Raw genomic sequence first — 20235 nt, 5'->3', positions numbered from 1 at the left:
GGAAAAGGTAGATTGTAAAAGATTTTGGGCTGGTTGCGTTTAAAGCTGACGGCTAAATATTTTAGACTGGCGTTTATTGCTGGTGTATTGCTGCTGCCGCTCTAGAGGTAATTGCGTCAGTGTGGCTGAGGTAAAGCCGCGCTCGACGAACCAGTCACCGGTGTGGGTACTTAACGCAAACAATGTTTGAAGCTGCAATTGCCGTGCCTGTTTAATAACATGTGCCAGTAATAGTTCACCATATCCGCGTGCGCGAGCAGACGGAGAAACAATCAGGCATGCCAGCTCGCCGGCTTGTGCCTCAGGGTAAACATGCAGTGCTACACAGCCGTATACGTAGCAATCTTGCTCGAGCACGAAAAACTCTTGAATGTGGTTTTCCATATATTCACTGTCGCGCGGCAACAGTATACCGCTTGCCTCCAGCGGGGCAATTAGTTGCAGGATATCACCAATGTCTTTGTTTTCAGCCGGCCGCACACGCATAAACGGCGCTTTAGCCATTGCCGTACCGCTACCTTCACGCGTGAAAAGCTCCTGTAGCAAGCTGCCGTCCTGTAGACCGGATACTACATGGACGCGTTGTACGCCATGCTCCAGTACGTGTGCTGCTGTCTGCAAAAGTTCGGTCTGGCGTTTATTCATTACGCTCTTGGCCAGCAATTGGCTGATTTCAATGCAATTGAGTTCACTGATGGTTTGCTGCTGTTCATCGAGCAAACCCGGCTGTGTACCCAAAAAAATCAGTTTTTCTGCATGAATGGCTTCTGCCACTACCTGAGCAACTTCATTGACCTGCAAACGGTAGCACTGGCCACTAAGCGAGTGGCCTATCGGGCTGATTAATACTAGCTGATTATGAGCCAGCCGTTCTTCAATGGCGGCTGCATCAACTTTACGAACACAGCCGCTGTAACTCATATCGACACCGTTAATCACGCCTAATGGTTTGGCGCGCAGAAAATTTCCGCCAGCAAGACGTACATTGGGTGCACTGTGCTCCATAACTTGTGTCGGTATCATCGACAAGGCAGCTTCCAGATTAAAACGGGCAATGCCGCTGGCTTGTTTGACTAATTCCAGAGCGCGTTCATCGGTAATGGGATTTTCGTCGATGCTGTTGGCTGTGTTCTGACCGGCTATAGCCTGTATAAACTGGCTGCAACCGTGAATGATAACCAAGCGCATACCCAAACTGGTCAGTAGCAGAATATCGGCGGCTAGTGCAGGTAGTTTGTTGCTGACCAGTACGTGGCTGCTGATGGCCAGTACCACTGTTTTACCGTTTAGATGATGAATATACGGTGAGGCTTGGCGAAAGTCGTGAACAAAACGGTGATTGTGAAAATTGTCCTGATTACCTGTTGAGGTGCTCATTTTACTGCCATTAAATAAAATAACTGCATCATTAGCACAGTAAGTGCAACAATGGTGGCCAGTGTCCAGTTAAATTCTTTGGATAATTTGTCCTGCTGGTGATGCAAGAATTCGGTTTTGGCGTGGATGGCATCGGTTTTTTCGATAGCATCATTGAGCAATAATGGTACATCCGCCTGATTTGGATTGTCATTAGGCAATAAGGTAAAAACAAGATTATTCAGGTTATTCACATTGCTGTTCATGGAAATGTTAGTAGTGTTTTCTTCGGCAACCGGTATCGGAGTGTTGCTTGTGGCCGGTGTTTCTTTTTCCGGTTGTGGTATCGGTGCCGGATTGAGCAGCAGTTCGCTGCTGGCTAGCTGTGGCTGAGGCTTATGCAGCTGCTCTGGTTCCGGTTCGGTTACAGTAGGCAAACGGATTTCTATTTTGTTGGATACCTGATTCAGTAGGGTATTCAAATTCGGCCGTTTGTCGATGACAGCCGTGTTTTTAGGGGTAGGTGCACTGGTAAATATTTGTGCCCGTCTGCTACTGGGCTGATTGAGATTCAGTGCGCTGGAAAGCATATCCATGACCTCATCAGCATTTGGTACTTGTTTCTCGGCAGCTGAGTTCTGTTTTTTACCGGCTGACGCTGGCGGGGTGACGTTTTTATTGGTGCGGATTTTTGAGACCACCGTAAATTGATGCTGACACTGCTGACACACAACACGTCCCCCGTCGCGCGGTGGGGTTGCAACGGTATTTTCTGTATGGCATTTGGGACAAATAACAGTAATTGTTTTAGACATGATTATTTCAGCAAACCAATATAATTAAAAGGAGTAATTCTGTTCTGTCAAACGTAAGGAGCCATTATTCTGTGTCAGTATGCCATACCAGTGCCATAAGGCAAATGACTAAGCAGTTTTATTATGCTCTTTTGCGGCCAGTAATGCATACCCAGCCTTCTAGTGTTCTGGGCGAATTCAGATCAAACCATTGCTGATAGATTTCACTGAGCTCTTCTGTCTGTTCAGCCAGAATACCCGAAAGTACGATCTGGCCGCCCGTACGGGTGCGTTCAGCCAGCATCTGCGCCAATAACCGCAACGGATTGGCCAGAATATTAGCAACGACAATATCAAACTGCTGTTCGGGCGGAAGGTCGTCCGGCAGATAAAACTCGGCATGGACATGGTTCTGAAGTGCATTGTCTTCGCTGGCACGAAGCGCCTGCGAGTCAATGTCAACGCCACAAGCACGGCCACAGCCCAGTTTTAGAGCTGCTATGGTGAGAATGCCGGAGCCGCAGCCATAATCAAGCAGGGTTTCGCCACCACGTATATTTTTATCCAGCCATTGCAGACACAAATGAGTTGTTGGGTGACTACCGGTACCAAAGGCCAAACCGGGGTCGAGTTGCAGATTGATTATGTCTGTATCGGCTGGCTGCTGGTGCCAAGATGGCGTAATCCACAGGCGAGATGAAATCTGAATCGGGTCAAACTGCGACTGTGTCAGTCTTACCCAGTCCTGCTCTGGAATAGTCTCTAGATAATACTGGGGCATTGGAAAGGCACAATCGCGTGCAGCAGCAGAAACAATCGCTTCGATATCGGCATTTTCATCAAACAGTGCCACGATATTGCTTTGTTGCCACACTTGTTCGGCAGGCATATTCGGCTCGCCAAAAATTGGCTGCTCATTCTCGTTGCCGGCATTGGCGTCTTCAATGGCTGTACTTAGGGCACCGTTTTCTATCAGCGCGTCGGAGAGTCTGTCTACCTGCTCCTGAGAAACTGTGATGACAACTTGTTGGTAGTGCATGGCTTTTTATTACCGTAATTGGATGTTTTATAAAACTTCAGGCAGCCACTGCGGCTGCCTGCAAACAAAAGCGCAATGTATGCGTATTGTAAATTATTTTTGTGCTTCTTTGTGTTTTTGTAACCATTGTTCAAGATAGTGAATACTTTCACCACCTTGAATGAAGCCGGGATCGGCAAAAATGTCACGGTGCAGGTTGGTATTGGTTTTGATACCGGTAATTGCTAGTTCCTGTAATGCAACACTCATTTTGGCAATAGCTTCGTCGCGGTCACGACCATGGGTACATACCTTCCCGATCATACTGTCGTAGTAGGGTGGGACGGTGTAGCCCTGATAAATGTGGCTATCGATGCGTACACCATTGCCACCAGGTTGGTGACAACTGGTAATTAGGCCGGGACTGGGTACAAAGGTGTAGGGATCTTCGGCATTGATGCGGCATTCGAACGCATGTCCCCGTAAGCAAATATCATCCTGTGTATAGGATAACGGCAGGCCGGAAGCTACGCGGATTTGCTCCTGTACTATATCCACGCCAGTAATCAGCTCAGTAATAGCATGCTCAACTTGTACACGTGTATTCATTTCAATGAAGAAAAATTCGCCATCTTCATACAGAAATTCAAATGTACCGGCACCACGATAGCCGATGCGCTGGCAGGCAGCTACACAGGCATTGCCGATACGCTCTCGTTCTTCAGGGGTAATAAATGGTGCCGGCGCTTCTTCAATAACTTTTTGGTGGCGCCGTTGCATGGAGCAGTCTCGCTCGCCTAGATAAATGGCGTGGCCATGTTCGTCGCATAATACCTGAATTTCAATATGGCGCGGTTTTTGTAAATAGCGCTCCATATACACGGCCGGATTGCCGAAGGCAGCACCGGCTTCGGTACGTGTCATTTCTACCGAAGAAAGAAGGTCTTCGGCTTTTTCTACTACGCGCATGCCACGGCCACCGCCGCCGCCAGAAGCTTTGATTATTACCGGATAGCCGACTTCGGCACCAATTTTTTCAATTTCGTGCGGGTCTTCCGGTAGGGCGCCGTCGGAGCCGGGTACGCATGGCACGCCAGCAGCCTGCATGGCTTTTTTTGCGGAAACTTTGTCACCCATCTGGCGAATGGTTTCCGGCCGCGGGCCGATAAATACAAACCCGGATTGTTCTACCTGCTCGGCAAAACCGTCGTTTTCCGCCAGAAATCCATAGCCCGGATGGATGGCATCGGCATCGGTTACCTCAGCTGCAGAAATCAGGGCAGGAATGTTCAGATAACTTTGGGCAGAGCTGGCAGGGCCGATACATACGGATTCATCGGCCAATTTTACATGCAGGGCATCACGGTCGGCTTCTGAATGTACAGCCACAGTTGCAATGCCCATTTCATGGCAGGCGCGCAGAATGCGCAGCGCAATTTCGCCGCGATTGGCAATAAGAACTTTTTTTAACATAAGGCAGCACCTTGTAAGAAACGGGAAAGATTACTGAATTGAGGATTACTCAATAATAAACAGTGGTTCACCGAACTCTACAGGCTGCGCATTGGATACAAGAATTTCTTTTACTACGCCGCTGTGGTCAGCTTCGATTTCATTCATTAGTTTCATTGCTTCGATGATACATAGGGTATCGCCAGCATTAACGGTCTGACCTACCTCTACAAACGGGGCAGAAGTCGGACTGGCGGCACGGTAAAAAGTGCCGACCATAGGGGATTTAACGGCCTTGCTTAAGTCGGGGCCGGTTGTTTCAGGCGCAGCAGCGGCTGCATTCTCTGTGGGTGCAGCTGCTGGTGCGGCCATGATGGCAGGCTGCTGCATTGGTGCAGCATACATCTGCTGCTGGTTGGCGGCAGTGGTACGGGTAATGCGTACTTTTTCCTCACCTTCGGTTACTTCGATTTCGGCAATGCCTGACTCTTCTACCAAATCAATGAGCTTTTTAAGTTTACGTAAATCCATAATGATGAACCCTTGTGTGATTGGAGCTGGCCGCAATAGGTATTAGTGTTGGCGGCCGGTCTCTTGAATGTATTCAATTGCCCGATGTAATGCTGCTTCATAGCCGTACACGCCCAGACCGCAGATTACCCCTAAAGCAATATCAGAGAGATAGGAATGGCGCCGGAATGCTTCGCGTGCATGTACATTGGATATATGTACTTCGATAAATGGTTTGCCTGCAGCGGCAAAAGCGTCGCGGATGGCTACACTGGTATGTGTGAACGCGCCCGGATTGATGATTATGAAGCGGGTATCGTCGGATAAAGCCGCCTGAATCCGCTCAATCAAGATGTGTTCGGCATTGCTTTGTAATGTTTCCAATGTCATACCGGCTGCCTGTGCCTGTTGTTGCAGCTTCTGATTAATGTCTGCCAGTGTGGTCTGACCATATATATGCGGTTCGCGCACCCCCAATAGATTGAGATTGGGGCCGTTTAAAACCAGAATTGAGGCACTCATAAAATGTTTGGTTTTTGCAAAATTGCGCCATTTTTGCCGAAAATGAGCGCAAATGTCCAGTATTTTTGTATTTTTTTGATTATTTAAACCATGGTTTTGTCTGCCGTGGTGTGCTTGCGGCCTTATTTTGCTTGCTCCTGCCGGCACCCGCTGGTGCGGACTCTGTAGCGGGCTTGTGATGTGGTTGGCTGTTTTTCAGTATGAGCCGGTAGGCATATAATACGACTTTTGCCTTGTTCAAGCACGTATACATGCATATAAATGATTTTGATTTTAATTTACCGCCTCACCTGATTGCACAGCATCCGCCGGCTGTACGTGGCAGTAGCCGTTTATTGGTGGCTTTGCCGGGACAGTCACCTGTTGACAGTAAGTTTACCTGTTTGGCCGATTATGTGGCTGCCGGTGATGTGCTGGTGTTTAATAATACGCGGGTAATGAAGGCGCGTCTGTTTGGCCATAAGGCCAGCGGCGGCCAGATTGAGGCGCTGATTGAACGAGTGCTGGACGCACATACGGCGCTGGCGCATGTGCGCTCCTCTAAATCGCCAAAGCCCGGTACGGAGCTGATTTTCGAAGGAGGTTTGCATGCACAGATGCAGGCACGGCAAGGTGAACTGTTTGTACTGCATTTTGCCGGTATGCAGACAGTATGGGAATTGCTGGCTGCTCACGGCCATTTGCCATTGCCACCTTATATTACCCGCTCAGCGGATGATGACGATGATGAGCGCTACCAGACGGTGTATGCCAAATATGAGGGGGCAGTGGCTGCGCCCACTGCTGGTCTACATTTCACCGATACTATTTTGCAACAGCTGCGAGATAAAGGGGTGCATCTGACGGAAGTCACCTTGCATGTTGGTGCCGGTACTTTTCAGCCGGTACGGGTGGAAAATATTGCTGAGCATCACATGCACAGTGAATGGTATGACGTGAGTGAAACTGTGGTAGCTGAAATTGAGGCAGCCCATGCACGGGGCAATAAAGTTTGGGCAGTGGGCACCACAGCGGTGCGGGCATTGGAATCTGCCGCACGCAGTGGCAAGTTGCAGGCTGGTCAGGGTGATACCAATATTTTTATTACACCCGGATACCAGTTTAAGGTGATTGACCGTATGATTACTAATTTTCACCTGCCTAAATCCACGCTGTTAATGTTAGTTAGTGCGTTTAGCGGTTATGATGAAATCCGTGCTGTATACCAGCATGCGATTGCTGAGCATTATCGTTTTTTCAGTTATGGCGATGCTATGCTGCTCGGTAATCTAAGCCGAATTGGACAGAATAATTAAAATAGAAAAGGAAACAATTATGAGAATGTTACATACTATGCTGCGTGTGGGTGATTTGGATAAATCATTGGCGTTTTATCAGGATGTGCTGGGCATGAAGCTGTTGCGCCGTGAAGATTTTCCTGGTGGCCGTTTTACGCTGGCATTTGTTGGTTATGGTGAGGAATCTGACACCACGGTGTTGGAACTGACCTATAACTGGGATACGCACGCGTATGATTTAGGAAGTGGTTACGGCCATATTGCTATTGAAGTAGACGATGCCTATGCTGCCTGTGATGCCGTACGTGCCAAAGGCTGTAAGGTGACTCGCGAGGCAGGCCCGATGCAGCACGGCACGACAGTGATTGCGTTTGTAGAGGACCCGGATGGATATAAAATAGAATTTATTCAAAAAAAGAACTAATTTCTCTTCTGGTAAAAGCTGGTTTTGAGCTTTTTCTACCAATACTTTTTCTCCGGCAAATGGTTAGCGTACATACTTATAGATTAAACGGGTGTTGAATGCTGTCTTTGCCGGTTTACTTTACTTTTTAATTCATCTGCTTAGGTATCTACACTGAAATACATTCTTAAACACGGCAGCCTGCAAAGTTTTTATAGGAATAGTGAAGGTGTGGCTGTCTCTGATATTGGCTGGCACTACTAGAAGGAGTGTGAGCCATTGGTCTGAAATATTTGCTAAGTTTTAATAAACAAGTTTCGTGTATTTTGATATTGCTGGTTTTGGCAGGTAGTTTTCTGCTGCTGGCATGAGTTGATGTGTATTCTGCTGATTAGATTACGTTGTTTGTGTCGGTTGCGGAGAGTGTAGTGCCAATATTGTTTGCATCTTTGAATGAAAGAACAGGCTGGCAGATTGTGAGTGTTTTGCCTTGGTCTGATTATTGCCCGCTTCATTGGCTTTAAACTGCGTACATTCGGATACTTGAACAAGCTCTGCTATCTTTGTCAAACTCCTATAGTTAAGATTTCGTGTTTGTAACCATTGCAAACTGGACTTTTGTTTGTATATAAATAATAATAATTATCATTATTTTGTATTTAAGGGGATGTGATGATGAAAAAATTTTTGGCTGTGGTGGTATTGTCGGCGTTGGCTTTGGGGCTGAGTGCCTGTCAGACTAGTGCTTCAGTATCTGTTATTCAGGCTACGGATGAGGCAAAACTGCCGGCTTCGCCACAAAAAATTGTGGTGATGGATTTTGGCGCAATGGATACGCTGGATGCACTGGGTGCTGGTAGGCGAATAATTGCTGCACCAATTAGTAATTTGCCTACCTATTTGTACCAGTATCAGAATCGACAGTTACAAGATTCTGGCAAAATGAAAGAACCAGACATTGCTGCTATTCGGGCAGCCAAACCAGACTTGATTATTATGAGTGGGCGGCAAAATGCTTTTGCAAAAGAGTTAGAATCCATTGCACCAACGTTGAATTACTCGGTAAAGACTGATAGCAATTATTTTGCTAATGTACAAAAACAAATTCTTCTGCTAGGTAAGCTGGCAGGTCAGGAAGCTTTGGCGCAGCAGCAATTACAAGCGTTAGCCCTAAAAATGAATGCAGCACGTGAGTTGGCTGAGCACAGCACGCAGAAAGCCATTATAGTGCTGCATAATGATGGCAAGGTAATGCTGATGAATCAGGGTAGTTATCCAGCATTAATTTTTGATGAACTGAAGATTAAACGTGCACTGGAAGTAGATGAATTGCCGGTACAGCAAAGCAGTAAGGATGGCAAACCAACACGTTTTATGGTCGATAACAGCTTTATTACCCAATATCATCCAGATATTGTGTACGTTGTTGACCGCAGCAAAGCCATTGGAAATACACCTATGCGTAATGATTATTTTGACAGCAGCGTGTTGCAACGTGCCGGTACCAGAGTGGTCTATCTGAGTGCAGATTTATGGTATCTGTCAGGTAATGGGCTGGAAAGTTTAAATGAACAGATTGACGAAGTGGTTAAACCTTTGAATGATATTAACTAGAATTCAGTCTGTGGTACATAAAAATCAGCCTTTACACACGCGGCTGGTTTTTTTATGTATTCATGTCTGCTGGAAGTTTTATGTTAAATATATATGCTAAGTGAATGTTTTGTTAAGTTTTTTAAATCAGCGGAAATAACGACAAGGTTACAGTTGTGGCAGTGTATTTTTCGATAATATAGCGACTGTATTGTTGTAGCGAATCAGGCAAAGCTGGTCGATAGCCAGTGGGGATTTTAGATAGCAGCTGGAGACCACTTTGAAACATTCATGAGCCTGTTACGCTGTGTTAACAAATAGTTTATTTAACGGCACCTTCCTCGGAAAGGAATAATAATGAAGATAGGTATTCCACGCGAATCACTTGCCGGTGAAACCAGAGTGGCGGCCACGCCGAAAACCGTTACCCAACTGATTAAACTGGGGCATGAAGTTGTAGTTGAGCATGATGCCGGCAAAGCCGCCAGTCTGTCAGACGGATTGTATAGCGAAGCCGGTGCCACCATTGCTGATACGGCTACGGTATGGCAGTGTCCGCTTATATTTAAAGTAAATGCGCCTAATGCTGACGAAATTACAGCCATGAATGAAGGCACGATTTTGGTTAGCTTTATTATGCCGGCTCAGCAGCCTGACCTGCTGGAAAAGCTACAGGCGAAAAAAATTACCGTGCTGGCGATGGATATGGTGCCGCGTATTTCACGTGCACAGGCTATGGATGCTTTGTCTTCAATGGCCAATATTAGCGGCTACCGTGCTGTTATTGAAGCTGCAGAAAACTTCGGCCGCTTTTTTACTGGTCAGATTACTGCAGCCGGTAAAGTACCCCCTGCCGAAGTGCTGGTGATTGGTGCTGGAGTGGCTGGTCTAGCGGCGATTGGTACTGCTCGCCAGCTTGGAGCTGTAGTAAATGCATTTGATACACGCCCCGAAGTGGCCGACCAAATCGAATCTATGGGCGGAAATTTCTTGCGCCTAGATTATCAGGAAGAAGAAAGCAGCAGTGGAGACGGCTACGCAAAAACCATGAGTGCAGCCTACATTGCAGCTGAAATGGAATTGTTTGCCGCTCAGGCAAAACAAGTTGATATTATTATTACTACAGCAGCCATTCCGGGTAAGCCAGCACCTAAGCTGATTACCCGTGAAATGGTGGACAGTATGCGTGAAGGCTCGGTAATCGTGGATTTGGCAGCCGCTACAGGTGGCAACTGTGAATATACTGAGCCCGGTAAAATTGTTACCACTGCCAATGGCGTAAAAATAATCGGATATACCGATATGGCCAACCGCTTGGCCGGCCAGTCTTCTCAGCTGTATGGTACCAATCTAGTAAATCTGGCGCGTTTGCTCACCCCTAATAAGGACGGTGAGCTGGCACTTAACTTTGAAGATGTCATTATTCGCAACATGACGGTTACCCACGCTGGCAACAGCATGTATCCGCCTCCACCGATACAGGTATCTGCTGCGCCCAAAGCAGCGGCTACAGCCGCTGCACCGGTTTCTGCGGCTGCACCAAGTGTTGCCCCTGATAAGAGCAAGAAAAAAATTATCTGGGCGGCTATTGCCGTGATATTGATGTTATGGATTGGTGCTGTTGCACCGGTAGCGTTTCTTAACCACTTTATGGTGTTTGTCCTTTCCTGTGTAGTGGGCTACTTTGTGGTGTGGAATGTGAATCATGCCTTGCACACGCCGTTGATGTCGGTAACCAATGCGATCTCCGGCATTATTGTGGTCGGGGCATTGCTGCAAATCGGTCAGGGGCACGGTTTTGTATCCCTGCTTGCCTTTATTGCAGTGGCGATAGTCAGCGTAAATATTTTCGGCGGCTTTGCTGTTACCCGTCGTATGCTTAATATGTTTCGTAAGTAAGGGAGAAACAGGATGTCTCAAGGTATTGTAACTGCTGCCTACATCGTTGCCGCCGTATTGTTTATTCTGAGTCTGGCTGGATTATCGCAGCAGGAAAGTGCTAAACGTGGCTGCTATATGGGTATTGCGGGCATGGCCATTGCCCTGCTGGCTACTGCATTCAGTCAGGATGCGCACGGGCTGGGTTGGGTTATCATTGCCATGGTAATTGGCGCAGCAGTTGGCCTGCAACAGGCCAGAAAAGTAGAAATGACCCAAATGCCGGAGCTGATAGCCATGCTGCACAGCTTTGTGGGTCTGGCTGCTGTACTGGTTGGTTTTAACAGCTATATCGACCCGCACGATGTTGATACGGATATGTTCACCATCCATTTGGTAGAAGTGTTTCTTGGTGTATTCATCGGTGCTGTCACTTTCAGCGGTTCATTAGTGGCATGGGCTAAGCTTAATGGCAAAATGGCAAGTAAACCTATGCAACTGCCACACCGCCATTTGCTCAATCTGGGAGCACTGGTGTTGTCGTTTCTGTTGTTGCTGTGGTTTGTCGGTGCCGGAGGTTCTGGGTTTGCATTGATTGTCATGACCCTGATTGCGCTTGCTTTTGGTTATCATCTGGTGGCCTCAATTGGCGGTGCCGATATGCCGGTAGTGATTTCCATGCTCAATTCCTATTCCGGTTGGGCTGCAGCTGCAGCTGGTTTTATGCTCAACAATGATTTACTGATTGTAACCGGTGCTCTGGTAGGTTCTTCCGGTGCCATCCTGTCGTATATTATGTGTCAGGCGATGAACCGTAAGTTTCTGGCAGTAATAGGCGGAGGATTTGGTTCGGCTCCAGTGGCTGCTGGTACCGACCAAACCCCTGCCGGTGAAGTACAGGAAATCAGACCGGAACAAGTAGCTGAAACTCTTAAAAACGCTCATAGTGTTATCATCACACCGGGCTATGGTATGGCGGTGGCTCATGCTCAAAACGCTGTGGCAAGTATCACTGCTAAACTGCGCCAGCAGGGGGTAAATGTCCGTTTTGGCATCCATCCCGTAGCAGGTCGTCTGCCTGGACACATGAATGTGCTGCTGGCTGAAGCCAAAGTACCGTATGATATTGTGCTGGAAATGGATGAAATCAATGATGATTTCAGCGATACCGATGTGGTACTGGTTATTGGTGCTAATGATACTGTTAATCCGGCCGCGGTCACCGACCCAAACAGCCCGATTGCCGGTATGCCGGTGTTGCACGTATGGGAAGCGAAAAACGTAATTGTGTTTAAGCGTTCGATGCAGTCAGGCTATGCGGGCGTAGATAATCCACTGTTTTATGAAGAAAATGTTCGCATGTGCTTTGGTGATGCCAAGGCGACACTGGATGAAGTGGATAAAAACATCTAATCAAAAAAAACAGTCCGGATTTTTCCGGACTGTTTTTTCTTATTCAAGCACCGCCTTTTCTAACAGGTTAGAGGGGTGAATCTTTACTTTCCAAAATAGTGGCTTATTCATGAAAAAATACAATCTGCTCACATAAAGCAAGCAGACATAATCATGTATGCTGATCAGCACTTAGGCATCACTACCGGACAAAAATCGGCATCGGTGTGAATCAATGGGCCGCCCACAGCGTCCACTGCAATTGGAACTGAAGCAAAAATACCCGGAATCAGCGTTTTACCACTTTCATCCTTAACACCGCCCAGTGTTTCCGCAATGGCAGAAGGTTTACCCGGAAGATTCAGTATAAGACTGCTACCACGTAATACCCCTACCTGACGCGATAAAATAGCAGTGGGTGTGAAGTGTAGGCTAATTTGCCGCATCAGTTCTCCAAAACCCGGGATCACACGATCAGCTATGGCCAGCGTAGCTTCCGGCGTAACATCGCGTAAATACGGACCGGTACCGCCGGTAGTGAGTATTAGTGGGCAGATTTCCTTATCGGCTAGCTGAATTAATTTTGCTTCAATCAAAGGCTGCTCATCTGGTATCAGATGCTCTACTAGCTCCAATGGATTCAGTACAGCTCGTTGCAACCATTTTTTTAGCTCTGGCAAACCTTGATCCACATACACACCTCGGGAAGCACGGTCACTTATCGAGACCAATCCAATTTTCAATAAAGGCAACGCATCCATAGTTAGATCCACAGCATCCAAAAGGCAAATATTGTAATATAGACCTTTTAGCATGTCAGTGAAGCAAGATGATTTCAGACGAATTAACTCATTTCAATAATCGTGGTGAAGCGCATATGGTCGATGTTGGTGGCAAACCTCATAGCAAACGCATGGCCATTGCCAGCGGTAAAATCACGGTGAATGAAACTGCATATAATAAAATATTGGCTGGCGACAGCAAAAAAGGCGATGTATTGGGTATTGCCCGAATTGCCGCTATACAGGGTGCCAAGCAGACCAGTAGCCTGATTCCGCTATGCCATCCCATAGCGTTGACTAAAGTTAACGTGGATTTCTCCCTTAACAACATCGAGCGCAGCATCACCATCTGTGTGCAAACCGAAAATACTGGTCAAACGGGCGTGGAAATGGAAGCTTTAACCGCTGCCAGCGTTGGTTTGTTAACCATTTACGACATGCTTAAGGCTGTCGACCGCAGTATGGAAATTAGTCATATTTGCCTACAACACAAAGAAGGCGGGCAGTCTGGACTCTGGCAGCGCCACTCTTAAAACGTGTTTCTATTTATTCTCGGGATTTTTAAGGCTAAAAATGCCAGCGCCAGTGTTGTAGTCTCAAAAAAACGACTTAATCTGTTTCATTTTGTCACAGAGAAAACCATGCGTTCACTAGTTGGCTAACGCAAAAACAACTCTGTATAGAGCTCGTAATCTGAAAAATAGGTACAGAATTCGCCAGTAAGAAAAGTTAACAATTTTCATTTTCTAAAGCTTTAGTCGTTTTTAACTTTAAATTAATTACCTTTATCATTTCACACTAAGGTGGATTAAGTCCGTATTTTAAGTGCAATTATGAGTTTAATCGCCTGATAGCAGATTCAATTCAGAATTCAAGCGCAAAAATATGTCTATCATAATTCTTTTGATGATTTAAATAAAATTTAATATTTTATATTTTTACATGAAATAATGAAGTTTAAATTTATAATATTAAAATTAATGATGAAAATTGAAATATGCTATATAAATTAATTTAGCATAAAAAATTGATAATATTATTAATGATAAAAAGCGTTTTATTTACAAATTAAAATTAAGAAATAGTTTCAAGTTTTTTATTATAGAATTGAAGTTATATTTAAATGGCCGTAAACTTTGTCAGAAATGATTGGCAGAAAAATATACAAAAGAGCAGTTTTAGATTTATAAATTTTAATTAAAATGGAAAAAATCAATGTTTATTACCAAAATAGTATTAAAAGCAGTTATATTACTGGATTAGAAAATTAGTATTAAATTTAACATAGATTCACATGCAGAGACTTGTCAAGAGGCAATTGAATTCAGGAATATTGCCCTGCGATAGTGAAAATACAACTGAGGCAATAAATACCTTACCATTTTAACCTGTGGTTAGGCGCAAATTTACTTATGTCAGAGCATTTCCTTACACATGACAACATGGTATCATCAGCCCATACCCGATAAAGACACTAATATTGTGCTGCACTCGTGCTATTTATAGTATTAAATGCTATATCTGTAAGCTTAAATAGCAACTTTAGCTTATTTTTAATGTTAGCTTGAAATATATTTAATGTGTTGAGATGCAACTCCTAATATATTGGCATGCTAAATTATATAGCAAAAGTTATTTTTAGCAAGGTTTAATTTAAATTGGTATAGATAATTGTTGTATTTGATTAAGCTTTGAATTGTAAACGATTGTTTAGCAATATATTTTAAATTTAACTTTGCACGATTTTTATTTGAAGGTAATTCCAATATGGAAAATTTTAACGTCGGCTTTGCCTCAAGAATGCAAGAAGTAGTGGATATTCTTGGGAGCGTTTCAGAGTTATCCAGACGAGTAGAGGTGGCCTATCCAACTGCCTCAAAATGGGTGAAAGAAGGTGCCGAGCCTAGTACAACCAATCTGATTAAAATAGCGCGCGTTGCGCAAGTTAAGCTTGAATGGCTGGCAACCGGCAAAGGCAGCAAAATCGAACTGGATGGTTATAGCGAACAAGCTGATTTTTGCGCAAAACTGTCCAATCCGCTGGCTATGAATGCCACCATCAGTGAAGCTGGCTGTGAGTATATTCTACCAGTTAATGAAGTACATGCTCGTGATTTTGCTTTTATACCGGTTTGCTCCATTCAGAATGCAGATGATGTTGAAAGCAAAGAGAGCAAAATAGCATGTACTATTGCTTTTAACCGTAACTGGTTGGAAAACACCCTGAATATCGATCCACAGAAACTCAGCACGATGGTTGTTAAAGATGACAGCATGGCTGGTGTGCTTAATGATGGCGATCATGTATTAATTAATCATAGTAAAAAAGCCGGTGGTGATGGCTTGTATGTTTTGCGCATAGGCAAAAATATTTTGGTGAAACGCACCCAGCTCAAGCCAAACAACCAGTTATTAGTTACGTCAGCAAACAGTGCCTATGAGCCATTCAATATTGATTTAACAGATAGTGAACAGGATTTTGAAATTATCGGTAAAGTAGAATGGTTTGGCCGCAAAATCTAAACCATACCGTAATCTAAATCTGATATCTGCCTGCAATCAGGTACCAATAGTAAATATGGTGATACGATAAAAACCGTTGCAAATGTGCTAAGTTTGTTTTGTATTTCTTTTCACCAAGAAATTAGCTAGCTGTCGTTACTGTATACTGTACTGCCAGAGAAACAGAAAGCTACTGATAAAAAATATAGCGTAGTAGAGACGGCAAATAATATCGGTCATCTTTGTTTATGGATTTTTTCAGACAGGTAAATTGAAAAATAAATCCTGATTCGGCCTGTTCGTGTAAACAAATAATTCGAAGCATAGACAATTAGCCACACAGTCAGCACAAGTGCCTTGAGCACGTTCACATTGCTGATTGTGTGAGGCAAAATACTAAGCACAATTCCATTTTAATACCTACTGAACAACTGAAAATACGCTCAAATGTATTTGCAAAATGAGACAAAATTAACTGCTACTCCGAATTTTTATTACCGCTTCAGCTTACTAAAACAAATGCTGCTAAATTTCAGAATAATTATCTAAATCGAAAGACGTTCTATTTTGCAGTACGCTACTTCATTGCCACTCAGCGCAACTGACTGTCTTTGCTGCCACGTCGGTTATACAAACTGAACGTTTTTTGCATTTCCTTATCTCGTTCTGCCTGACATTCCACACAAAAACGCACACCTTTTAGAACCTGACGGCGAGCTAGCGGAATAGCTTCACCGCATTCTTCACAAAATTCTGCACTTTCTGCCGCCTGATCTATTTGCTGCCGAACATGATTGATAGCGTCTGCGATGGTACTTTCAATTTGCTGATTGACTGCATCATCTGAAGCCCAGCCACTTGCCATAATAAACTCCTATAAATTACAGGATATAAATATAGGGTTATGCATCTGTTTTTCAATATAATGCTGATTAATATAGATATTTTTTAAAGATAATGATAGATATCATTTTCAGGTTGCATAGTTGAAGATTGGCAGCCATTCTCAATTATGTGAATGCTTGTTTCCATCAGATTTTTTAAGCAATAGTAAATATTAATTGCAAATGGTTTTGTTATAAGAAAACGTATTTAAATTACATATTCATTTAAACTAGATACATGATCTGCACCAAACCTAAAAATGCAACGTAATTGCGAAACCAGATGAGCAGTGTAAAAAATATAAATTCTAATGCGTTAAATTTTCAGTATGATAATAATTTTTTTGGTAAGTACGCTCTGGATTCGATGCTCATGGCGTTTGGGTCTGCCATGAAAAGCTAGGGAAATGGTAACTAGTAAAAATTGCTCATCATCATTGTTTGCTTGACTAATAGATAGATAATAATTTTATTTTTTATTTATTTAAGCTAACCGGAAGCGGGGGAAAAAATTTGGCAGAGATTGATTAATTGCTGTTAAAACTTAATTTATTCTAGCTAATTCATGATTATATTTACATCGAACCGCATTGCAATATGCGCGATGATTTTATAGACTGATTTTGATTTTCCCTGTTAAATCAATATATTGTTAAAAAAGGATAATAATTATGGATGCCCGTCAGTTTAAAGAATGCGTAGAAGCATGTAACCGTTGTATTGCTCTGTGTCAGTATTGTTCCACCGCTTGCTTGCAAGAAGATGATGTCAAAATGATGGCGAAATGTATTCATTTAGATATGCAGTGTGCGGCTATGTGTTCTCTGGCGGTAAATTTTATGTGCATGAACAGTCCATTCGTAGTGCAGGTGTGTCAGTTATGTGCTGAGGTTTGCCGCGCCTGTGCGCAAGAATGTGGCCGTTTTAAAATGGATCATTGCCAGCGCTGCGCTGAAGCCTGCACAAATTGTGCCGACAAATGTATGGCTATGGCTGCCTGAATATATAAAATTTCATTCTACCATTGTCGCCGACAATGGTTTTTGTTTGGTAAATAGCTTAAAAGAACACCAATTTTTTATATTTTTTGTTTAATTAATATTGACTTAGTTAAATTTTCCTATTATCATGCATCAAATTGATGTCAATAAATGAGAAATAGTATGGCTACTGATAATCCCTTTAGACTTGAAAATTTTAATCCGTTATCCAATTGTACTTTTATCAATGATGAACAACTGGTTCGCGAAGAATTAAAAGCTATTAATACAGTGTTAACACCTGATTTATTTAAAAATGTTTTACAAGAAGCATTAATAGATACGCAAAATCTTAGAGCTCCTACTGCACCAAAATCTGCTTTTAAAAATATTATTTCTTCTTCTGTCGTTACTTTTTTAAGAAATAAATTAGTTCCATATGGCTGGACATCGTATGAAGGTCGTGGTGATATATCATTTACCATCACTCCAAATAAAACTAATGCAATATATGTAACTTTAGGAAACGAAGATGTAGGTAAAAAAAAGGGCTATCCTACAAATTCTGCAAAAAAAGGTTCTGAATTAAGTAAAGCATATTCTGACCCCCAGTTTTATTTTGATCAACATACCAAGATTTATATTCTATTACTTCATTTCGATTCGGATAAATTAAATATAGAGCTTTCGATACCCCGAAAATTTTCAAAAGGCCATGTAGAAGAATGGGAAAAACGAATTATTTTACCTACATTTAATTATAATACGTTTAGTAGTAACACCATTGCTCAGTTGCCAAAACCTGCTCAAATAGACAATGGTCTAATAAAGCGAAAATCTTTATAATTATAATATTTTAAATAGGTGCAATTATGATTAATCGCCGTCGGCTTAAATTCGCTTTAGACCGGCGCGGGTTCACTCGTACCGAGCTAGCAAAAGCTTTAGAGGTTACTCCAAGAACAATTAATAATTATATAAAAAAGCCAATTAGCCCGGATGTACTACAAAAGTTAGGTAGAATTCTCAAATTCTCTCCAGCTTTTTTTGAAGACATGGGTGAATTACCTTTATTAAATGATTTCCAAGTAAGCTTTCGTGCTCAATCTAGAATATCTAATAGATTGAAAAATCAAGCAAAATCGTTTGGCGTTATTGCCTTCATGCTCAATGATTGGGTTGAAAAGCGATTTGAGCTTAATAAAGCTGATTTACCAGATTTATCTCAATTTAATCCTGAAGATGCAGCTCAAATATTAAGATCAAAATGGGGATTAGGTATCCATCCTATAGCTAATATGGTCGAATTGCTTGAATCAAAAGGGGTCAGAGTTTTTTCATTAGCTATTGATGCATTAGAAGTAGATGCTTTCTGTACTTGGAACGAACATACTCCTTTTGTTTTTTTAAATACGATGAAATCTGCTGAACGTAGTAGGTTTGATTGCGCACATGAACTAGGGCATTTAGTTCGAGATGTGTACAATATGAAACATAATTCAAATTTAACCGATGAAACAGTTTCTGATTTTCTTTCAGAGGAAGGATTGAGTGACAAAAGACCTATTGAAAAAGAAGCAAATGATTTTGCTTCAGCATTTCTTATGCCCAAAGATGCATTATTACCTATCCGAAAACAATCAATTACTAATATAGAGCAACTAATTGAATTAAAAAAAGTCTTTGGAGTTTCAGTTGCGGCGATTGCTTATAGATTATATAAATTAGAAATAATTTCTGATTGGATATATACAAGAGTATTATGTCCAAAAATAGCTATATCTGGATTTAGAAAAACAGAGCCTCAGCCTATGCGTAGAGATGAATCCAATGTATGGCAACAATTATTTAATTATTTGGAAGAAGATAAAATTTCTATCGATGATATAGCAAATGATTTGAATATAGATTTTAAGGATATTGCAGATCTTACATTTGGCTTGGTCTCCAATAAGCCACATTCTATGTATCATCTAAAACTAATTAAGTAAGTAGTGTATAAATATACAACTGATTTACATTTAAATTCAAGATAAAAAGGTTAGTAACAAAAGCTTACTAACCTTTATGATTTAAAGATTATTTTAAATTAAGCACATCTTGCATATCAAAAAGTCCTTGCTCATGCTGGCGCAGCCAGACGGCAGCTCGGACAGCTCCGTTGGCAAAAGTAGCACGGCTGGAAGCTTTGTGGCTAATTTCTACGCGTTCACCATCTGTAGCAAATAAGGCAGTGTGGTCGCCAACAATGTCGCCGGCACGGATGGTGGAAAAACCAATGGTCTGCGGGTCACGTGGACCAGTATGGCCTTCGCGGCCATAGATAGCACAAGTTTTTAGGTCTCGACCCAGTGCATCGGCTATGACCTCGCCCATACGCAGTGCTGTCCCGGACGGTGCATCTACTTTATGACGATGATGCGCTTCAATAATTTCGATATCATAGCCCTCGTTTAAAACTCGAGCGGCTGTATTTAATAAAGCAAAGGTAAGGTTGACGCCAACGCTGAAATTGGGTGCAAAGACAATGCCAATTGTTTGCGCTGCGTCACTGATGCGCTGTTTGCCGGCTTCGTCGAATCCGGTAGTGCCGATAACATCCTTTACGCCAAGCCTTTCGCAGATGGCGAGATTACTAAGCGTGGATTCGGGTTTGCTGAAATCTATCAGTACATCGGTATTGTCCAGCACCTTTTCAGGGTCGTGACAAATGCTGACACCCAGTTCCAGCCCAATGGCAAATCCGGCATCCAGCCCGATGGCTGGTGAGCCATTGTGTTCCAGTGCTCCACTTAATACGCAATCGTGACGCTGGCTGATACTCTGAATAAGGGCTCGACCCATACGGCCGTTGGCGCCGGCTACGGCAATTCTCAGGCGGGATGTAGACAT

Annotated in this window: 20 protein-coding genes; 10 read left to right on the top strand and 10 right to left on the bottom strand. The window is 43.2% G+C overall.

Features of this window, described 5'->3' with window-relative positions:
• Positions 1-39: 39 nt before the first annotated feature.
• From argA to aroQ, 6 genes are all read right to left on the bottom strand, one after another.
• On the bottom strand, positions 40-1377 hold the full coding sequence (argA, locus tag J3U64_RS04505) for an amino-acid N-acetyltransferase (RefSeq protein ID WP_267408453.1): 1338 nt from the start codon (positions 1375-1377) through the stop codon (positions 40-42).
• A complete protein-coding gene (locus J3U64_RS04500; protein ID WP_267404285.1) occupies positions 1374-2171 on the bottom strand; it encodes a hypothetical protein in 798 nt (265 codons plus the stop codon). The genes argA and J3U64_RS04500 overlap by 4 nt, the downstream gene beginning before the upstream one ends.
• Before the next feature lie 121 nt (positions 2172-2292).
• On the bottom strand, positions 2293-3189 hold the full coding sequence (gene prmA, locus J3U64_RS04495; RefSeq protein WP_100151707.1) for a 50S ribosomal protein L11 methyltransferase: 897 nt from the start codon (positions 3187-3189) through the stop codon (positions 2293-2295).
• A 93-nt stretch (positions 3190-3282) separates the two neighbouring features.
• A complete protein-coding gene (gene accC, locus J3U64_RS04490; RefSeq protein WP_100140340.1) occupies positions 3283-4641 on the bottom strand; it encodes an acetyl-CoA carboxylase biotin carboxylase subunit in 1359 nt (452 codons plus the stop codon).
• A gap of 45 nt (positions 4642-4686) precedes the next feature.
• Positions 4687-5151 carry an acetyl-CoA carboxylase biotin carboxyl carrier protein gene (accB, locus tag J3U64_RS04485; RefSeq protein WP_267390576.1) on the bottom strand — a complete coding sequence of 155 codons (465 nt, stop codon included), beginning with the start codon at positions 5149-5151 and terminating at the stop codon, positions 4687-4689.
• 42 nt (positions 5152-5193) lie between these two features.
• Positions 5194-5652 carry a type II 3-dehydroquinate dehydratase gene (gene aroQ / locus J3U64_RS04480; RefSeq protein ID WP_100157237.1) on the bottom strand — a complete coding sequence of 153 codons (459 nt, stop codon included), beginning with the start codon at positions 5650-5652 and terminating at the stop codon, positions 5194-5196.
• A 251-nt stretch (positions 5653-5903) separates the two neighbouring features.
• Here aroQ and queA point away from each other — a divergent pair, with 251 nt between their 5' ends.
• The 3 genes from queA to J3U64_RS04465 all read left to right on the top strand — a co-directional run bounded on the left by queA (position 5904) and on the right by J3U64_RS04465 (position 8946).
• Positions 5904-6947: a tRNA preQ1(34) S-adenosylmethionine ribosyltransferase-isomerase QueA gene (gene queA / locus J3U64_RS04475; RefSeq protein ID WP_267408452.1), complete on the top strand. Its 1044-nt coding sequence runs from the start codon at positions 5904-5906 to the stop codon at positions 6945-6947.
• A gap of 19 nt (positions 6948-6966) precedes the next feature.
• Positions 6967-7353: a lactoylglutathione lyase gene (gene gloA / locus J3U64_RS04470; protein WP_267408450.1), complete on the top strand. Its 387-nt coding sequence runs from the start codon at positions 6967-6969 to the stop codon at positions 7351-7353.
• A gap of 651 nt (positions 7354-8004) precedes the next feature.
• On the top strand, positions 8005-8946 hold the full coding sequence (locus J3U64_RS04465; RefSeq protein ID WP_267408449.1) for an ABC transporter substrate-binding protein: 942 nt from the start codon (positions 8005-8007) through the stop codon (positions 8944-8946).
• A 121-nt stretch (positions 8947-9067) separates the two neighbouring features.
• On the opposite strand, the gene J3U64_RS04460 is transcribed toward J3U64_RS04465, so the two are convergent.
• Entirely contained in the window at positions 9068-9214 is a 147-nt protein-coding gene (locus J3U64_RS04460; protein WP_267408448.1) for a hypothetical protein, read from the bottom strand.
• Between the two features lie 68 nt (positions 9215-9282).
• On the opposite strand from J3U64_RS04460, the gene J3U64_RS04455 reads away from it, so the two are divergent.
• Both J3U64_RS04455 and pntB read left to right on the top strand, forming a co-directional pair.
• Entirely contained in the window at positions 9283-10824 is a 1542-nt protein-coding gene (locus J3U64_RS04455; RefSeq protein WP_267408447.1) for a Re/Si-specific NAD(P)(+) transhydrogenase subunit alpha, read from the top strand.
• Between the two features lie 12 nt (positions 10825-10836).
• Positions 10837-12216 (top strand): Re/Si-specific NAD(P)(+) transhydrogenase subunit beta, encoded by a 1380-nt coding sequence (pntB, locus tag J3U64_RS04450; protein ID WP_267408446.1) that lies wholly within the window; start codon positions 10837-10839, stop codon positions 12214-12216.
• Positions 12217-12380: 164 nt separating this feature from the next.
• On the opposite strand, the gene mog is transcribed toward pntB, so the two are convergent.
• Positions 12381-12956, bottom strand: a complete 576-nt coding sequence (gene mog / locus J3U64_RS04445; protein WP_267408445.1) for a molybdopterin adenylyltransferase — start codon at positions 12954-12956, stop codon at positions 12381-12383.
• Between the two features lie 68 nt (positions 12957-13024).
• Here mog and moaC point away from each other — a divergent pair, with 68 nt between their 5' ends.
• Both moaC and J3U64_RS04435 read left to right on the top strand, forming a co-directional pair.
• Complete coding sequence (moaC, locus tag J3U64_RS04440; RefSeq protein ID WP_267390562.1) at positions 13025-13510, top strand: cyclic pyranopterin monophosphate synthase MoaC; 486 nt, start codon at positions 13025-13027, stop codon at positions 13508-13510.
• A gap of 1234 nt (positions 13511-14744) precedes the next feature.
• Entirely contained in the window at positions 14745-15500 is a 756-nt protein-coding gene (locus J3U64_RS04435; RefSeq protein WP_267390561.1) for an XRE family transcriptional regulator, read from the top strand.
• A 571-nt stretch (positions 15501-16071) separates the two neighbouring features.
• Here the strand turns inward: J3U64_RS04435 and J3U64_RS04430 are convergent.
• Positions 16072-16344 (bottom strand): DksA/TraR family C4-type zinc finger protein, encoded by a 273-nt coding sequence (locus J3U64_RS04430; RefSeq protein ID WP_267408444.1) that lies wholly within the window; start codon positions 16342-16344, stop codon positions 16072-16074.
• 690 nt (positions 16345-17034) lie between these two features.
• On the opposite strand from J3U64_RS04430, the gene J3U64_RS04425 reads away from it, so the two are divergent.
• The 3 genes from J3U64_RS04425 (at position 17035) to J3U64_RS04415 (ending at position 19334) form a co-directional block, all read left to right on the top strand.
• Positions 17035-17364 (top strand): four-helix bundle copper-binding protein, encoded by a 330-nt coding sequence (locus tag J3U64_RS04425; RefSeq protein WP_267390559.1) that lies wholly within the window; start codon positions 17035-17037, stop codon positions 17362-17364.
• Positions 17365-17526: 162 nt separating this feature from the next.
• A complete protein-coding gene (locus J3U64_RS04420; protein ID WP_267408443.1) occupies positions 17527-18189 on the top strand; it encodes a hypothetical protein in 663 nt (220 codons plus the stop codon).
• A 26-nt stretch (positions 18190-18215) separates the two neighbouring features.
• On the top strand, positions 18216-19334 hold the full coding sequence (locus tag J3U64_RS04415; RefSeq protein ID WP_267408442.1) for an XRE family transcriptional regulator: 1119 nt from the start codon (positions 18216-18218) through the stop codon (positions 19332-19334).
• Positions 19335-19422: 88 nt separating this feature from the next.
• Here the strand turns inward: J3U64_RS04415 and dapB are convergent, their stop codons facing one another.
• Complete coding sequence (gene dapB, locus J3U64_RS04410; protein ID WP_100157230.1) at positions 19423-20235, bottom strand: 4-hydroxy-tetrahydrodipicolinate reductase; 813 nt, start codon at positions 20233-20235, stop codon at positions 19423-19425.

It is taken from the genome of Snodgrassella sp. B3800, from assembly GCF_026535865.1.
GTDB classification, from domain to species: Bacteria; Pseudomonadota; Gammaproteobacteria; order Burkholderiales; family Neisseriaceae; genus Snodgrassella; species Snodgrassella alvi_E.
This window is presented reverse-complemented; position numbering and strand designations above follow the sequence as displayed.

What these genes read in the sequence shown, in the direction of transcription:
- argA (WP_267408453.1), bottom strand. Translation starts at nt 1,377, where the DNA reads ATGAGCACCTCAACAGGTAATCAGGACAATTTTCACAATCACCGTTTT.
- J3U64_RS04500 (WP_267404285.1), bottom strand. Translation starts at nt 2,171, where the DNA reads ATGTCTAAAACAATTACTGTTATTTGTCCCAAATGCCATACAGAAAAT.
- prmA (WP_100151707.1), bottom strand. Translation starts at nt 3,189, where the DNA reads ATGCACTACCAACAAGTTGTCATCACAGTTTCTCAGGAGCAGGTAGAC.
- accC (WP_100140340.1), bottom strand. Translation starts at nt 4,641, where the DNA reads ATGTTAAAAAAAGTTCTTATTGCCAATCGCGGCGAAATTGCGCTGCGC.
- accB (WP_267390576.1), bottom strand. Translation starts at nt 5,151, where the DNA reads ATGGATTTACGTAAACTTAAAAAGCTCATTGATTTGGTAGAAGAGTCA.
- aroQ (WP_100157237.1), bottom strand. Translation starts at nt 5,652, where the DNA reads ATGAGTGCCTCAATTCTGGTTTTAAACGGCCCCAATCTCAATCTATTG.
- queA (WP_267408452.1), top strand. Translation starts at nt 5,904, where the DNA reads ATGCATATAAATGATTTTGATTTTAATTTACCGCCTCACCTGATTGCA.
- gloA (WP_267408450.1), top strand. Translation starts at nt 6,967, where the DNA reads ATGAGAATGTTACATACTATGCTGCGTGTGGGTGATTTGGATAAATCA.
- J3U64_RS04465 (WP_267408449.1), top strand. Translation starts at nt 8,005, where the DNA reads ATGATGAAAAAATTTTTGGCTGTGGTGGTATTGTCGGCGTTGGCTTTG.
- J3U64_RS04460 (WP_267408448.1), bottom strand. Translation starts at nt 9,214, where the DNA reads ATGTTTCAAAGTGGTCTCCAGCTGCTATCTAAAATCCCCACTGGCTAT.
- J3U64_RS04455 (WP_267408447.1), top strand. Translation starts at nt 9,283, where the DNA reads ATGAAGATAGGTATTCCACGCGAATCACTTGCCGGTGAAACCAGAGTG.
- pntB (WP_267408446.1), top strand. Translation starts at nt 10,837, where the DNA reads ATGTCTCAAGGTATTGTAACTGCTGCCTACATCGTTGCCGCCGTATTG.
- mog (WP_267408445.1), bottom strand. Translation starts at nt 12,956, where the DNA reads ATGGATGCGTTGCCTTTATTGAAAATTGGATTGGTCTCGATAAGTGAC.
- moaC (WP_267390562.1), top strand. Translation starts at nt 13,025, where the DNA reads ATGATTTCAGACGAATTAACTCATTTCAATAATCGTGGTGAAGCGCAT.
- J3U64_RS04435 (WP_267390561.1), top strand. Translation starts at nt 14,745, where the DNA reads ATGGAAAATTTTAACGTCGGCTTTGCCTCAAGAATGCAAGAAGTAGTG.
- J3U64_RS04430 (WP_267408444.1), bottom strand. Translation starts at nt 16,344, where the DNA reads ATGGCAAGTGGCTGGGCTTCAGATGATGCAGTCAATCAGCAAATTGAA.
- J3U64_RS04425 (WP_267390559.1), top strand. Translation starts at nt 17,035, where the DNA reads ATGGATGCCCGTCAGTTTAAAGAATGCGTAGAAGCATGTAACCGTTGT.
- J3U64_RS04420 (WP_267408443.1), top strand. Translation starts at nt 17,527, where the DNA reads ATGGCTACTGATAATCCCTTTAGACTTGAAAATTTTAATCCGTTATCC.
- J3U64_RS04415 (WP_267408442.1), top strand. Translation starts at nt 18,216, where the DNA reads ATGATTAATCGCCGTCGGCTTAAATTCGCTTTAGACCGGCGCGGGTTC.
- dapB (WP_100157230.1), bottom strand. Translation starts at nt 20,235, where the DNA reads ATGTCTACATCCCGCCTGAGAATTGCCGTAGCCGGCGCCAACGGCCGT.